Origin of the sequence: Burkholderia sp. Bp9004 (genome assembly GCF_003858025.1) — a bacterium.
Taxonomy (GTDB): domain Bacteria; phylum Pseudomonadota; class Gammaproteobacteria; order Burkholderiales; family Burkholderiaceae; genus Burkholderia; species Burkholderia diffusa.
Genome location: NZ_QTQD01000043.1, coordinates 1 through 15,035, shown reverse-complemented (window position 1 = coordinate 15,035; position 15,035 = coordinate 1). Strand labels below are relative to the sequence as shown.

At 64.6% G+C, this 15,035-nt stretch carries 18 protein-coding genes; 13 read left to right on the top strand and 5 right to left on the bottom strand.

From position 1 onward, the window contains the following. Positions 1-23 precede the first annotated feature (23 nt). Positions 24-701, top strand: coding sequence for a dihydrodipicolinate reductase C-terminal domain-containing protein (locus tag DIE08_RS31990; protein ID WP_124905721.1), 678 nt, complete (start codon positions 24-26; stop codon positions 699-701). Positions 702-801: 100 nt separating this feature from the next. Here DIE08_RS31990 and DIE08_RS31985 read toward each other — a convergent pair whose 3' ends face one another. Continuing rightward, positions 802-1,611 (bottom strand): SDR family oxidoreductase, encoded by an 810-nt coding sequence (locus tag DIE08_RS31985; RefSeq protein ID WP_124905676.1) that lies wholly within the window; start codon positions 1,609-1,611, stop codon positions 802-804. Further along, on the bottom strand, positions 1,608-2,441 hold the full coding sequence (locus DIE08_RS31980) for a molybdenum cofactor biosynthesis F family protein (protein WP_124905719.1): 834 nt from the start codon (positions 2,439-2,441) through the stop codon (positions 1,608-1,610). The genes DIE08_RS31985 and DIE08_RS31980 overlap by 4 nt, the downstream gene beginning before the upstream one ends. A 170-nt stretch (positions 2,442-2,611) precedes the next feature. Between DIE08_RS31980 and DIE08_RS31975 the strand changes: the two genes are divergently transcribed. From DIE08_RS31975 to DIE08_RS31965, 3 genes are all read left to right on the top strand, one after another. After that, positions 2,612-3,409 (top strand): AraC family transcriptional regulator, encoded by a 798-nt coding sequence (locus tag DIE08_RS31975; protein WP_124905674.1) that lies wholly within the window; start codon positions 2,612-2,614, stop codon positions 3,407-3,409. Between the two features lie 193 nt (positions 3,410-3,602). Then, positions 3,603-4,526 (top strand): DMT family transporter, encoded by a 924-nt coding sequence (locus tag DIE08_RS31970; RefSeq protein ID WP_124905672.1) that lies wholly within the window; start codon positions 3,603-3,605, stop codon positions 4,524-4,526. A gap of 151 nt (positions 4,527-4,677) precedes the next feature. Then, positions 4,678-5,226, top strand: coding sequence for a permease (locus DIE08_RS31965; protein ID WP_124905670.1), 549 nt, complete (start codon positions 4,678-4,680; stop codon positions 5,224-5,226). A gap of 90 nt (positions 5,227-5,316) precedes the next feature. On the opposite strand, the gene DIE08_RS31960 is transcribed toward DIE08_RS31965, so the two are convergent. Next, on the bottom strand, positions 5,317-5,451 hold the full coding sequence (locus DIE08_RS31960; protein WP_006752948.1) for an entericidin A/B family lipoprotein: 135 nt from the start codon (positions 5,449-5,451) through the stop codon (positions 5,317-5,319). Positions 5,452-5,684: 233 nt separating this feature from the next. Between DIE08_RS31960 and DIE08_RS31955 the strand changes: the two genes are divergently transcribed. Continuing rightward, positions 5,685-6,980, top strand: a complete 1,296-nt coding sequence (locus tag DIE08_RS31955; protein ID WP_059526663.1) for an aspartate carbamoyltransferase — start codon at positions 5,685-5,687, stop codon at positions 6,978-6,980. Positions 6,981-7,145: 165 nt separating this feature from the next. Here DIE08_RS31955 and DIE08_RS31950 read toward each other — a convergent pair whose 3' ends face one another. Next, positions 7,146-7,415 carry a hypothetical protein gene (locus DIE08_RS31950; protein WP_260436607.1) on the bottom strand — a complete coding sequence of 90 codons (270 nt, stop codon included), beginning with the start codon at positions 7,413-7,415 and terminating at the stop codon, positions 7,146-7,148. Between the two features lie 240 nt (positions 7,416-7,655). Between DIE08_RS31950 and DIE08_RS31945 the strand changes: the two genes are divergently transcribed. The 7 genes from DIE08_RS31945 (at position 7,656) to DIE08_RS31915 (ending at position 14,454) form a co-directional block, all read left to right on the top strand. Next, a complete protein-coding gene (locus DIE08_RS31945) occupies positions 7,656-9,899 on the top strand; it encodes a TonB-dependent siderophore receptor (RefSeq protein ID WP_124905668.1) in 2,244 nt (747 codons plus the stop codon). A 3-nt stretch (positions 9,900-9,902) separates the two neighbouring features. Continuing rightward, entirely contained in the window at positions 9,903-10,658 is a 756-nt protein-coding gene (locus tag DIE08_RS31940; protein ID WP_124905666.1) for a tetratricopeptide repeat protein, read from the top strand. Next, positions 10,655-11,338, top strand: a complete 684-nt coding sequence (locus DIE08_RS31935; protein ID WP_124905664.1) for a Fe2+-dependent dioxygenase — start codon at positions 10,655-10,657, stop codon at positions 11,336-11,338. Before DIE08_RS31940 ends, DIE08_RS31935 begins: the two co-directional genes overlap by 4 nt. Before the next feature lie 84 nt (positions 11,339-11,422). Further along, positions 11,423-12,727, top strand: coding sequence for a tyrosine-type recombinase/integrase (locus DIE08_RS31930; protein WP_124905662.1), 1,305 nt, complete (start codon positions 11,423-11,425; stop codon positions 12,725-12,727). 52 nt (positions 12,728-12,779) lie between these two features. Next, positions 12,780-13,019 (top strand): hypothetical protein, encoded by a 240-nt coding sequence (locus DIE08_RS31925; protein ID WP_124905660.1) that lies wholly within the window; start codon positions 12,780-12,782, stop codon positions 13,017-13,019. An 82-nt stretch (positions 13,020-13,101) separates the two neighbouring features. Next, complete coding sequence (locus tag DIE08_RS31920) at positions 13,102-13,641, top strand: hypothetical protein (RefSeq protein WP_185715931.1); 540 nt, start codon at positions 13,102-13,104, stop codon at positions 13,639-13,641. Positions 13,642-13,794: 153 nt separating this feature from the next. Next, positions 13,795-14,454: a hypothetical protein gene (locus DIE08_RS31915; RefSeq protein WP_124905658.1), complete on the top strand. Its 660-nt coding sequence runs from the start codon at positions 13,795-13,797 to the stop codon at positions 14,452-14,454. Positions 14,455-14,524: 70 nt separating this feature from the next. Here DIE08_RS31915 and DIE08_RS31910 read toward each other — a convergent pair whose 3' ends face one another. Beyond that, the gene (locus DIE08_RS31910; RefSeq protein ID WP_124905656.1) at positions 14,525-14,776 is read right to left on the bottom strand and encodes a hypothetical protein; all 252 of its coding nucleotides are present in this window, start codon (positions 14,774-14,776) and stop codon (positions 14,525-14,527) included. 68 nt (positions 14,777-14,844) lie between these two features. Here DIE08_RS31910 and DIE08_RS31905 point away from each other — a divergent pair. Continuing rightward, positions 14,845-15,035: transposase (locus DIE08_RS31905; RefSeq protein WP_148096083.1), on the top strand; the 191-nt coding region annotated here is incomplete at its 3' end.

Here is a 15,035-nt window from a genome sequence, read left to right as displayed (position 1 = left end):
CCGAACCTCAATCCGTCTATCCCATGCAAGTACTCGTCGTTGGCACCGGCAAGCTGGCAACCGAACTGCTCGGCTCGCACCGGCTCGCACCGGCAACCTGTCGCGTGATGGCCTGGTCGGACCCCGCCCGTGGCAACGTCCGTTCGATCGTCGTTCACGCCGGATCCGGCCGCGAGCTGCCTGCCGCGATCGAATTCTGCCGCGCCACGGGGTCGCCGCTCGTCGAGCTGTCCACCGGCTCCGACCTCGAAACCGGATCGCACGACTTCCCCGTCGTGCTCTGTCCGAATACGAACATCCTGATGCTCAAGTTCATGAGCATGCTGGAAACCAGCGGCCATCTCTTTCGCGACTGCCACATCAGCGTGACGGAGTCGCACCAGGCCAGCAAGACGTCCGTGCCCGGCACCGCAGTCGGCGTCGCTCAGTCGCTCGGCGTTCCGGCGCAGGACATCCACTCCGTGCGGGACCCCGCCGAGCAGCGCGACGCCTTGCAGATTCCCGACGATCAGCTCGGCCGCCATGCGTTCCACCGGATCCACATCGAGGACGGCGCATGCAGCCTGCAATTCGAATCCCGCGTGTACGGCGCGTCGCCTTACGCGGATGGCGTGTCGCGGATCGTCGAGGCCGTCCGGCAGCATGAACTCGAACCTCGCCGGTACTCGATCGTCGAGTTCATTCATAACGGCTGGCTATAGTAGCGACGGGCGCGACCGGCGCGACGGTGCGCGGGTCGCACCGACTGCGCCCCTGCCGGCCCATTCGACGGCCCTCGTCGCACGATCGCGCGCGCGGCCCTTACCCGTCACCCAGCACGGCTCCGCTCTCCGGCAACGTCGCGCCGCCGTCGACGACGATCGTCTGCCCGGTGATGTACCCCGCATCGGCCGACGCGAGAAACAGCATCGCGTTCGCGATGTCCTCCGGCTCGCCCATGCGCGCAAGCGGAATGTCGCGCGCGATCTGCGCGGCGACCGACGCATCGCCGAGATTGCCGGCTGCCGGCGTGCGGATCATCCCCGGCTCGACGCCGTTGACCGTCACGTTGCGGCGCGCGAGTTCAAGCGCCGCAGCGCGAATGAAGCCGTTCACGCCTGCCTTCGACGCCGCGTAGTGCGCGAGCCCCGGATAGACGACGCGCGGCCCGGTCACGGACGACGTGACGAGCAGCCGCCCCGCCCCCGCACGCTCGAATGCCGGCAGCGCGGCCTGTGCGAGCCAGAACAGCGCCGACAGGTTGACCGACAGCGTGCGCTCGAGCAGCGGCGCATCGATCTGCTCGAACGGAGTCAGCGGGAAGTACGCGGCGTTATGAACGACGACGTCGAGCCGGCCACCGTCGCGCTCGACCGCCGCGACGAGCGCGACGAGTTCGTCTCGGCTCGCGGCGTCGACGCGATACGCACGCGCAGCGCCGCCCGCGCTGGCAAGCGCGTCCGCCTGCACGGCAGCGGCATCGCCGTTGAGATCGGCCAGCGCGACGAATGCATCGGATTGCGCGAAACGGCGCGCGATTGCCGCGCCGATCCCCTGCGCCGCGCCCGTGACGAGCACGACGCGGCCACTGAAATCCGCACGCAGGCGGCCGCTGCCCGGCACGGCGTTCATCGCTGCGCCTCGCCGGCGAGCGGATGCACGGTTTCGTTCAGCACCTGCGCATGCGCGCCGATCGGGAAATTCGACAGCATGCCGAAATCGGCGCCCTGGTATCCAAAGATCTTGCCGTCCGTCTTACGTTGTGCGAGGTCGATCAGCACGACGCCGAGCGTCGGCACCACCTTCTCGCGCCATACGAACAGATACAGCTGCTCGGCGAGCCTGAAGTAATGGCAGCGGTCCACGTCGGCCAGCCCGCCTTCGACGCCCTGCAGACACTGCCATGCGTAGAAGTTCTCGTTCAGGTAGATGTGCTCGTAGCATTCGGTCGGGCTGTAGCGATACATCGTCCGCTTGCCGATCAGTTCGCGCGTGGGCCCGTGCAGCGGGCCCGGCTGCGCATGGCCGCCGAGCGTGCCGTGCCGGAACGTCGCACCGACGCCCGTCAGCGGCAGCCCGCGCGCGACACGCGTGAACGCGTCGACATGCGTTTCGGCTTCGGTCGGCAGCGTGCCGATCACCGACGTCCACACGCCGTCACCGACGTCGATCACGAGACTGACCGACGTCGCGCGTGCTGCCGGGTCGATGTAGTCGACGAAGTACAGCTCGTCGCGCAGCCGCGTGACACGGCAAGGCGCCCGGCCGCCCGTGTCGGTCGCCGCGTCGCGCCATTGCAGCGCGCCCGCTTCGAACGTATAGACGCGCCATGCGCCCGATGCGTTGCCGAGTGCCAGCGACCGCCCGACGAGCTCGTCCACGGGCGCGAGGATGTTCGCGTCCGGCGCGAAGCCGTCCGCGAGCGCGCCCACCTGAATGAATACCGTGTCCTGTCGTTCCACCTGCCGTCTCCCGCGCAGCTTCAGGCCCGGCGGGCCGTGTACGCTGCTCATGTGCACATGGTGCGGGCTGCGCACGCCGCGCGGTATCGGCCAAAAGGATGAAGGACGCGCGGCGCCGGAACGCGCTAAAGTGCACGTGATCCGCGCCGCTGCCGGCGCGAGGAGCGCCCATGCACCGTGTCACCCATTACCGACGCACCGATGAAGGCATCGAGGCGATCAGCCTCGAGTCCGACCGCACGTTTCCGCGGCACGCGCACGACGACTTCGGGGTCGGCGTGATCGTCAGCGGCGCGCACCGGTCCTGGAGCGGCCGTGGGCAGGTCGACGCGCTGACCGGCGACGCCATCATGGTCAATCCGGGCGAGATGCACGACGGCATGCCGATCGAAACGGGCACGGGCCGGCGTTGGCGGATGCTGTACCTCGCGCCCGCACTGGTCGCGGGCATCGCGGCGGAAGAAGGCCTCGGGGGCGTCGAGCTCGCACATCCCGCCGTGCGTGACGCGCGGCTCGCGGCCGCGTTCGGACGGTTGCATGCACGGATCGTCGCAGGAAACGACACGCTGCCGCTCGCCCGCGACGAGGCGCTCGTCACGCTGGTCGCCGGGCTGCTTGCGCGGCACTCGAATCGCGCGCTGCCACCCGCCGGCGTCGCACCGGCGATCCGAGTCGCCCGCGAGCGACTCGATGCGGCGCCCGCCGCACCCGTTTCGCTGGCGGAACTCGCCGGCCTGAGCGGCGTGAGCCGCTTCCAGCTGCTACGCGGATTCGCGCGCGAACTCGGCATCACGCCGCACGCGTATCTGGTGCAGTCGCGCACGCGGCTGGCGCGCGCACTGCTCGCGAACGGCCGGCCGATCGCGGATGCCGCGGCCGAAGCCGGTTTTGCCGATCAGAGCCACCTGACGCGCGCGTTCGCACGCCAGTTCGGGATCACGCCGGGACGATTCACGCAGGCAGGCTGAACAGGCCTCGCCGTCGCTGCGCGGCCACCGGTGCGCGACGATGTCGACCGTCGCCGTCCGGCACGTTGGATGGCGGCGCTGCCGGTCAACGGGAGACACCGGACGCATCGCCGTCCCGCTCACCCGCCCCGCTCGCCGACGCGCTGCAATTTCGTTCAAGACGCCCGTGCCGCCGCACGCGACGATGCGGCACATGAAGACACGACTGATCGGCTATCTCTATCTCGCCGCCGCAATGGCAGGCGTAGGCAGCACCGTCATCGCGAGCCGCCTCGCGGCCGGCGGCCTGCCGCCGTTCGCGGCCACCGCACTGCGCTTCCTGATCGCAACCCCGCTGCTGTTCGCGCTGATGCGAGCGCAGCGAATGCGATGGCCGCGGGTCTCCAGACGCGACGCCGTGCTGCTGGTCGTGCAGGCTGCGGCGGGTGGTGTCGGCTATACGGTGCTGCTGATCATCGGCACGAAGTTGTCGTCGCCTATCGATGCAGGCGTGATGCTCGGCACGCTGCCGGCAATGTCGACGCTGATCGCGGCGGTCGTGCTGCGCGAGCGGCAGACGCGGCGCGACTGGGGCGCGGCCGCGCTGGCCACCGCCGGCGTGCTGTTCGTCACGTTCGCGCCCGGCCAGGCCATGCCGTCGCTCCGGACGCTCGCCGGCGACGCGCTGGTGCTGGCCGCCGTCGCTTGCGAGGCCGTGTTCATCCTGCTCAACCGGCGGCTGTCAGCGCCGTTGCCGCCGCTCGCGCTGTCGGCGGCGATGTCGGGCCTCGGCTTCGTGCTCGCGCTGGTGCCGGCCGCGTTCGAATGGCACACGCTGGCGACCGGCTGGAACATCGGCGCGGTGTCGGCGATCGCGTACTACGCGCTGGTGCCGACCGTGCTCGGCTATCTGTGCTGGTACGCGGGTTCGGCTCGCACGAGCGGCACCGAAGCCGCGCTGTTCACGGCGGTCGCGCCGGTCTCGGCCGTGCTGTTCGCGGTCGCGCTGTTCGGCGAGTCGCTGGGCGGCACGCGCGTGCTCGGCATCGCGCTCGTCGTCGCGGGGATGCTGGTGGGTGCGACACGGCGGCGCGAGCCGCCGGCACGCATCACGTCAGCCGGTTGTCTCGATGGCTAGCCCGTTCGTCGATCGATGGCCATCGCCGCCCGCCATCGACGACTGTAGGAATGTGTCCGCACGCGGCAAAATCGTTGCGTACCGTCGCGCAAGATGCAATATTCGCGTGGCCGGGCCATTTGACCACCATCGAACAATAATTCGCATCGCCATGAACAAGAAGGAAGCCAAAACAAGAATCGCGGCGCTGCTGTCCGCGGGCGCGAGGAAAGCCGACGTGCTTGCCGAGCTGGCCGGACAGGGCCTCAAGGATCGCGTGCTCGCGCGCCTGATCGCGTCGCGCCCCGACCCCGAACTGTGCAGGAAAAACAAGGTGCATACCCGGGTCCTGATCGCGCTCGGCATCGCGCAGTTGTTGATCAGCGTCGCACTCGCCTATCTCATCCTGGTGGACGGACTCAACATGGGCGCCGCGGTGCTGTTCCTCGCTTTGACGGTGCCGCTGTCGCTGCTGTTCATCTGGGGCTTCGCGACCCATCGCGTCGGCGCGTATCACGCGTTCATCATTCTGTCGCTGCTGCAAGTGCCGAGGACCATCGCCGATCTCGGCCGCGATCCGTCGACCGCGCTGCCGACCCTCGGCGTGACGGTCATCCTGGTCGGCTACGTCTGGTTCGTCCGCAACCGGCTGTTCCCGGACTTCGGCTGGTTCACGCCGCGCAAGGTCGAGGGCCGTTACGCGTTCGTGGAAAGTGCCTGACGCCGCCCACCGCGCGCCATGAAAAAGGCGCCGGGCCACCCCGCGATCGCGGGACGGCCCGGCGCCTTCCACATTCCGGAACCCGGTGGCTTACTTCGCCTTCTCGGCGGTATCGCTAATTGCCTGGCCACCCTTCGAAATGTCCTGTCCCACGCCTGCAACGGTATTGCAACCAGCGAGCGCGGCGGTCACGACCAGCAGCACTGCAGCAATCGTACGCGTCATTCTCATTCTCCTTCGAGTCAACATGCCCGACCGGGCGAAGCGTATGCGGCGTGATGCCCTGCGGCTCGCAGGACACGGGGCCTGACCTGATTATACGGAGACAGCCGCCGCGCGCCAGTGTTCGCCGGGCCGGCGTGACGCAGGCCACACGGGCCGTCGCGCAGATTTTCCTTGACTTCGGCCGGCCTCGAACTAATATACGCACCGCGTATATTTCTCATCAGGTGCCGCCGATGACCGTTCCCCAGCAAGCCTTCCTGCGCGACGCGATGCGCCGCCTCAACATGACCCGCGAAGCGTTCGCGAACCGCATCGGCGTAAGCCGCCGTGCGCTGGACACGTGGCTGTTGCCCGACGATTCGCAGGAATCGCGCGGCATGCCCGAGATCGTCGAGCGATTCGTGTCGGAAATCGTCGAACGCCCGGCACCGGACGGCGGGGACTATACGCAAAGCGTAGAAAAGCAGGGGCTCGCGAAGCAATTCCTGTTCGAAGGCAAGCCGCAGCTGATTTCCGTGGACCAGTTCTCCCGCGATTCGGTCGAGGCGCTGTTCCGCGTCGCCGACGTGATGCAGCCGATCGCGCGCCGCCACAAGATCTCCCGCGTGCTCGAAGGCGCCGTGCTCGGCAACCTGTTCTTCGAGGCCAGCACGCGCACCCGCGTGTCGTTCGGCGCGGCTTTCTGCCGGCTCGGCGGCTCGGTATGCGACACGACCGGCTTCACGTTCTCGTCGATGGCCAAGGGCGAATCGATCTACGACACGAGCCGCGTGATGGCCGGCTACGTCGACGCGCTCGTGATCCGCCACCCGGAGAAAGGCTCGGTTGCGGAGTTCGCGCGCGCGACCAACCTGCCGGTGATCAACGGCGGCGACGGCCCGGGCGAGCACCCGAGCCAGGCGCTCCTCGATCTCTATACGATCCAGCGCGAGTTCTCGCGCCTCGGCAAGATCGTCGACGGCGCGCATATCGCGCTCGTCGGCGACCTGAAATACGGCCGCACCGTGCACTCGCTCGTCAAGCTGCTCGCACTGTACCGCGGGCTGAAGTTCACGCTCGTGTCGCCGCCGACGCTCGAAATGCCCGCGTACATCATCGACCAGATCGCGACGAACGGCCACGTGATCGAGCAGACGAACGACCTCGCGGCCGGACTGCGCGGCGCGGACGTCGTCTACGCGACGCGGATCCAGAAGGAGCGTTTCACCGACGAGTCGTTCGAAGGCTACACGCCGGATTTCCAGATCAACCAGGCGCTCGTCGACTCCGTCTGCAAACCCGACACGCTGATCATGCACCCGCTGCCGCGCGACAGCCGGCCCGGCGCGAACGACCTGTCGGTCGACCTGAACCGCGATCCGCGCCTCGCGATCTTCCGGCAAACCGACAACGGCATTCCGGTGCGGATGGCGATCTTCGCGGTGCTGCTCGGCGTCGAGAATCTGGTTCAACACTCGATGCGCGACGCGACGTGGCGCCCACCGGCGTACCTCGGGCCGGAGGATGCGGTGTTTCACGGGATCGATTGACCCGCATCCAGTGTCGCGCCCGTCCGGTCCTGAGACTGCTTCGGCTCAAGGGCCGCGCACAGAAGTAACGCATACGACGCGCCGCCTTGCACGGCGCGTTTTTCATTTTCGATGCGGATAATGCGGGAGCGGCCGGCCCCCGCGTCAGCTGGCCCGCGGGGTCGATCACGCACAAGCCCGCCGCTGCGAACGGCGCGACGTCGCGACGTCGCGTGTGGCCACGATCAAGCCGTTCGCTGCGGCCGTCGTGGCGATAAGGCCATTGGCCGATGCCAGCGCGTTGCCCGTCGCACGAGCCTTCGCACGAAGGCTCCCATATGCTTTGCTGGCTGCATCAGCGAACGCCAGGACCAGGCCGCGAAACAGCGGCAGGATGCGCTCCTCGATGCTCTGGTGCAGCCAGTCCCGCCTCCGCCCTTCCGGCAACACCGCCACGCCGCCACGCCGAATCGCATTTCCGCGAGACCGATTCGACCATCCTGCCCGCCCCGCAAGCGTTCAAACCCTCTGCAACATTCGTCAACACTCTCATCACAAATGCAAACAAGAACGCTTCTCATTTACTTGGAAATTACATAGAATGCCGCCTGAAACCAAATCGTAATAATTCCCGACGGCGTGCACATTCCCGTGGCACGTCGTTCCGGGGGCCACACCGCGAGGTCGAAGCGCATCATGAAGTCCCGTCCTGAAGAGCTGAAGCTCGGCAAATTCACCACCCTGTGCAGCGTGCTCGCCGCGAGCCCGGCGTTCGCCGACGGCACGCCGCCGCCCGCACCGGTCAGCACCGAAGGCCATCTCGCGCCGATCGAGGTCCAGGGCAAGACCGAGCACAGCTACAAGGCCGACTTCTCCGCATCCACGAAATTCACCGCGCCGCTCGTCGACACGCCGAAGTCCGTGACCGTGATCCCGCAAGAGCTGATCCAGAACAGCGGTGCGGCAACGCTGACCGAAGCGCTGCGCACCGTGCCGGGCATCACGTTCGGCGCCGGCGAAGGCGGCAACCCGCTCGGCGATCGTCCGTTCATCCGCGGCTACGACACGCAAGGCAGCATGTTCGTCGACGGGCTGCGCGACACGGGCGCGACCACGCGCGAGATCTTCAACACCGAGCGCGTCGAGATCACCAAGGGCTCCGACGGTGCATACGGCGGCCGCGGCGGCGCGGGCGGCAGCATCAACCTGATCACGAAAGCGCCGCACCTCGGGACGACGGCTGCCGCGAGCGCCGGCCTCGGCACCGACCGCTACCGCCGCTTCACCGCCGACGGCAACTGGCAGTTCGCCGATCACGCGGCGTTCCGCCTGAACCTGATGAGCCACAACAACGACGTCGCCGGCCGCGACGCCGTCAACAACGAGCGCTGGGGTGTTGCGCCGTCGATCGCGTTCGGTCTCGGCACGCCGACGCGCGTGACCGCGAGCTACTACCACCTGTCGACCGACGACCTGCCCGACGGCGGCATTCCGTACTTCTACACGACGGCGAACAAGCCCGCGAACGTCGACACGATCCATCCGGCGCCCGTCGACCGCCACAACTTCTACGGCCTGATCGACCGCGACTTCCGCAAGACCACGTCGGACATCAGCACGATCAGGATCGAGCACGACATCACGCCGAACCTGACGATGCGCAACACCACGCGCTACACGGAATCGACGCAGGACTACATCTGGACGCAGCCCGACGACAGCCAGGGCAACGTGGTCAACGGCAGGGTCTGGCGCCGCAACAACAACCGCAACAGCTCGATCAACAGCCTCGCGAACCTGACCGAACTGTTCGGCGAATTCCGCACCGGCCCGTTCAAGCACAGCTTCACGACCGGCATCGAGCTGTCGCGCGAATGGGGCAAGCGCGATTCGTACACGGTCGCGACCGACAAGGGCACGATCTGTCAGAACGGCATCGGCGCGCCGTCCGGCTACAACTGCACGAGCCTGTGGTCGCCGAACCCGAACGATCCGTGGGCCGGTTCCGTCACGCGCAACAACGACTATGCACATGCGCGAACCACGACCAAGTCGATTTACGGCTTCGACACGATCGAGCTCACGCCGCGCTGGCAAGTCAACGCGGGCGTGCGCGTCGACGACTACTCGACCCGCTTCACCGACACCAGGGCGAACGGCGGCAAGACCTACACGCGCGACGACACGCTCGTGAACTGGCAGGCCGGCGTCGTGTTCAAGCCCGCGCGGAACGGCAGCGTCTACGCGTCGTATGCGACGTCGTCGACGCCGGCCGGCATGCTGCTCGGCGAAGGCAGCGAAACGCAGTCGCTCACGCCCGGTCGCGGCGGCGTCGGGGCGAACGCCGATCAGCTGTCGCCCGAGAAGAACCGCAGCATCGAACTCGGCACGAAGTGGAACGTGCTCGACGACAAGCTGTCGCTGACCGCCGCGCTGTTCCAGATCGACACGACGAACGCGCGCGTGACGCTGCCGAACAACCAGTACGCGATGGTCGGCAACAAGCGTGTGCAGGGCCTCGAACTCGGTGTCGCGGGCCAGATCACGAAGCAGTGGCAGGTGTTCGGCGGCTATACGTACATGAAGAGCGAGCTGCGCGACAACGGCAAGGATGCCGCGAACAACGGCCACCGGTTCCCCAATACGCCGAAGCACAGCCTGACGATGTGGTCGAACTACGACGTGACGCCGAAGTTCACCGTCGGCGGCGGCGCGTTCTACATGTCGGAAGTGTTCGGCGATCCCGCGAACCTGCGTGCGGTGCCGTCGTACTGGCGCTTCGACGCGATGGCGCAATACCGGATCAACAAGAAGCTCGATCTGCAACTGAACATGAACAACCTGTTCAACCGCACGTATTTCGATCAGGCGTATCCGGCGCACTATGCGTCGATCGCGCCGGGCCGCTCCGCGTTCGTCACGCTGAACGCGCGCTACTGATCGATGGAGACCGTCTCGCTGAAGGCGCTCGCGTCGGTGTCGCCGCGCGCGTTCGCCGACATCCTGGCCGGGCCGCCCGAGCGCGCCGCGGCGTGGGTCGCGGCAGCCGCCGAAAACGGGATCGTCGACGCGCAAGCCGTCTACGGCCAGTACCTGCTCGACGGGCACGGCGTCGCGCGCGATCCGGCCGCCGCATTCGGCTGGTTCCGGCATGCGGCACGAGCCGGTCACCCGATGGCGATGAACATGCTCGGCCGCTGCTACGAGTTCGGCTGGGGTACGGCCGCATGCGCACCGGTGGCCGTGTACTGGTACCGGCTCGCCGCACAGGCCGGCCTCGACTGGGGCATGTACAACCATGCGACGGCGCTCGCGCTCGGCAACGGCATCGCCGAGGATCGCGCCGCCGCCCTCGACTGGTTTCGCCGCGCCGCTGCGCTCGGCCATGCGAAATCGATCAACCTGATCGGCGGCTTCTACGAGGACGGCTGGGTCGTGGCCGTCGATGTCGACGCCGCGTTCGACCACTATCGCCGCGCCGCCGAGGCCGGTGATTTTCGCGGCCAGTTTAACTACGCGCGGCTGCTCGCCGATCGCGGGCGCGTTGACGAAGCCCTCGTCTGGCTCGCGCGCGTGCCGGCCACCGCCACCCCCGCATTCGTCGCGAAGATGCGCGCGTATCTCGCGTCGTCGCCGCTCGATGCGTTGCGCGCGGCGGCGCTGCAGCTGCCGTCTCATGACATGGAGTCCGAATCATGATGCTTCAGATCCCCGGCGTGCTGACCAAGGCGCAGGTCGCGCAATGCCGCGAGATGCTCGATACCGTCGACTGGGTCGACGGCAACGCAACGTCCGGCACGCAGTCGGCGCTCGCGAAACGCAACCGGCAGTTGCCGGGAGATTCGCCGGTCGCGCGCGCGGTCGGCGATGCGATCCAGGATGCGCTGGCCCGGCATCAGCTGTTCTTTTCGGCGGCGCTGCCGCTCAAGGTGTTTCCGCCGCTGTTCAATCGCTACGAAGGCGGCGAGGCGTTCGGCACGCATGTCGACAACGCGATCCGGCTGCTGCGCGGTACGGATTTTCGCGTGCGCAGCGACCTGTCGGCGACGTTGTTTCTCGAGGAACCGCACGCGTACGACGGCGGCGAGCTGTGCGTGGAAGATACATACGGCGTGCATCGCGCGAAGCTGCCGGCGGGCGATCTCGTGCTGTATCCGGCGTCGAGCCTGCATCGGGTGACGCCCGTGACGCGCGGCGAACGCGTCGCGTCGTTCTTCTGGATCCAGAGCATGGTGCGCGACGACGGCGATCGCACGCTGCTGTTCCAGCTCGATACGCAGATTCAGGCGCTATCTGGCGAGAAAGGGGCGAAGGATCCGATGGTCATTGCGTTGACGGGGGTTTATCACAACCTGTTGAGGAAGTGGGCGGATGCGTAGCGCGAGTCGGTAAGCACCTGAATTCCCCTCCAAGCCAAAACCACAGCGTAACTTTTGGCGTAAGTTTATTTGGGGGGGGGCAAATTGAAATTTGACGCGAATGAGATAAGAAAACTCACCACTGGAGCTAACGAACCAATTGATGGCTTCGCCGGGCTTCGGATCGCGACAACAAGCAAACGCAAGGTATGGATCTACAGATACAAATCCCCACTTGACGGCAAGATGAAGCGGGTCAAGCTCGGTGAATGGCCCGCCATGCCCTTCGCGGCAGCAATAGCAGCCTGGGAGGAGCAGCGTCGCATTCGCAGCTCAGGATTAGACGTAGCTCTGAACCGAAAGCTGGAAAAGCAGCGCTTACTTGAGCAGCAGAGGGAAGCGGCTCGACCGCCCTACACCGTCAGGATGGCCTGCACGGACTACTACAACGAGCATATCCTCAAGGCACGGAAGACCAGAGGTGCCGAACTCGTTGAGTATATGTTCGAACAGTATCTTGAGCGCATCGAGAACATCGAGGTCAAGAATCTGAAACGCGCCGAGTGCTTCGATCTGCTCCAGTCACTTGCACACATTCCAGCGATGGCGACCAAGCTACGATGCGAACTCAACCTGGCTTGGGTTCATGCCATGGACGCAGGCCGCATTCCGGAAACCACACCGAACTGGTGGCAGAACATAATGCGAGGCAAGCTGCGGAGCAAAGGGAAACGGCAAGGTGGCACTCTCCGTAAAGAGAAGCGCGTCCTGTCCGCATCGGAGCTCATTGAACTATTCCGCTGGTTCCCCCGCTGCTCAGATTTACTCCACGACACACTGACGCTCTACCGGTGGACTGGAGCGCGCGGCGGCGAAATCTGTTCGATGGAAGGAGCGGAAATCTCTGAGGAATCGGACGGTTGGTGGTGGACCATACCGAAAGCCAAAACCAAGAATCACAACGTCGATAGCGCTACCGACATGCGGGTTCCTCTGGTGGGTCGCGCCAAAGAGATAGTATTGGCTCGCATGCTACGGTTCGGAGACGGCTACCTCTTCCCCAACAAGAAGGGAGAAGCGACGAACCAGTTGATCGTTCAGACTGCCGTCTACCACTGGCAGCCCTATAGCAAGAGCCGGGGCTTTCACCCGAGATTGACCGTGACGCACTGGTCACCACATGATCTACGACGCACCGTGCGCACAATCTTGGCGTCGCTAGGCTGCCCTCGGGATGTGGGCGAGGTGATGCTGGGACACGTTCTGGGTGGCGTCGAAGGCACCTACAACCGCCATACCTACGATCGTGAGCGGCGATACTGGATTACCAAACTCGACACGCATCTTGAGCAACTAGCTGCCGCGTCCTCGGAGCACCCGCAGGAGCATGAAATGAAGGCCGCAGCATAATGAGAACCGCGACCGCCCCTAAACCTTCCGAGCGACACGCCGTAAACCGGTCATGACGAAATTTTTCGATAAGGAATTAGCCGACGCGATCGGCTATGGGGCGGCCACCCATGTAGCCGCACTTGCCTCAGAGCTTCAAGCTGATATCGATCGTATGAACGCTATGCGTAAGGCCGAAGGCCGGCCGACGATCGAAGAAGAAGAGGAGGCTGAAAAGGCGTGGTTCCGCGAGCAAATGGAAGCCGGCGTGCGCTTCGATCCTGATGTCGAAGGCTGGGCGCGCGGCGAGTAGTTCGCGAAACGACCGGCTTTTGCGTTCCGCCCGCCGTCACCTGCAACGTATAGATCTAGACCTGACCCACTGAGGAGAAGAAATGGCGAAGAAAAAGACCGACCCCACTTGGAAAACCTACGAGCAAATCGCGGCTTTCGTGCTGGATCAATGCGCGGAGGACTTCGGCCTATCGAGGGTCGAGGGAAAGCAAGATGTCGCAGGGAAAAGCGGAACTGAATGGGAAGTGGACGCCCGTGGTTGGACCGAGGGCAACACTGCACACTTTCTGGTCGAGTGCAAAAAACACAAATCGACCGCAATCAGCCAAGCAATCACTGGCTCGCTGGCTTTTCAGATCCAGGACACTGATGCCGCAGGGGGGGTTCTCGTGTCGCCCAAGGGGCTGCAATCCGGCGCCAAGAAAGTTGCCGCGTCTGCCAACATTCATGAGGTTAAGCTCGACCCGAAATCGACCACAGCGGCATACTTCGGCGAGTGGTTGGGAAAGCTGCACGTAGGGCTCAACGAAGACGTCGGCGTGCAGCTTTCCGAACACGTTTTGATCAATCATATTGCTGAGGACGGCAGCGAAACGGTAGCTTACGACTCCGACAAAGTCGCCAAGTCCGACGATGTGTAAGGAAGAGCATGGTCTTGCTCATGTGCAGAATTTGGACTTGATTGGACAGACGACGTCAGGTCGCGTTCGGCGCAGTTCGGCCGCAGCCCGGCGCTGCTCAAGCAGCATCCTGGCCTCTGCGAATTGACGTAATAAACCACGTTCGGGGATCATATGAAATTCGCATATGCGGCCTCTTTTGCTCTGCTGTTTAACTTGGCAGTTCCGGCGTTCAGTGCCGACCTCCCAAAAGACTATGACCCTGCAGAAACCCGATGCGGTTTCTTTGACGACGCCAGCCTAAAAAATGTCATTGGGCAGCTCGATTACGCTGACCGGGTATTGCCGAACATCCCGCCCGAAGAAGACCGATACCTGACGGCAGAAAGTGCCGCCGCCAAGAAGGTCTACGAGGAGGAGTTGGAAAAGAACAATTGGAAGACGCCCCTTCAAGGGCAAGGTAACTTGCGGTATGCGGCACTTGAAGCGCGGCCTCTTTACGCTGTCTGGAACGTTCGCAAAGAACTTGTGGAGGCAAAACAGAAGATTGCTGAGATTCTCAAACCTGAGACAGTCCCAGTCCTCGTGACATACCGGAAAAATCCGGAAGCGGAGAAGCTCGAACGTGCTACACGAGCGCTCCTTTCCGTGACTGATTACTCTCTTCACATGCAAGACTTCTTAACAAGACAAAATCTTTCACCAAACGACGCTATGGTCACATCGGACCAGTGGACCCGGCTTTACAGTGGAGCCCTAACGCTACACGCGGACCTGGGGTATTACATGAGTTGCAAGCTGGCGAAGATTATGGGGCGACAGTCGTTTAACTGACGCAAATCTCGACAGCCACTTGCGACCTTATCTGACTGAGACTGTCTGGTCGCGTCCCGACTTATGCAGCTCATTGGTTGACCCCGTTGTTCGTCTGGTTCAATTCTCGCGACTGAGCTTCGGCACGACGTGCGGCTTCTTTGCCCCGCTCCCACTGCATGCCCATCGCTTTGCAGATCGCGTCGAATGCGTGGCTAAGCGCGACTCCGCCATGCCGGCGTGTGTCGAGCGCGTAGTGGTAGTCCTCGATCGCCTTGCGAATAGCGCGTCGCTCCGGAACGTAATCTTCGAAGCATGCGTTCTTATGGATCTCTGACGCCATGAAGTCTTGACCTGCTCCCCGCGTTTAGTACGGTGACGGTGTAGAGTCCGTTCCAGAGAGGAACGGCAATGAAAAAGCGATTCACCGAAGAGCAAATCATCGGCATCTTGAAGGAAGCCGAGGCTGGCCTGAAGCCGGCGGAGCTGTGCCGCAAGCACGGCATCTCGGAAGCGACCTACTACAACTGGAAAGCGAAGTTCGGCGGGATGACGGTCTCCGAAGCGCAGCGCCTGAAGGAACTGGAGCAGGAGAACAACAA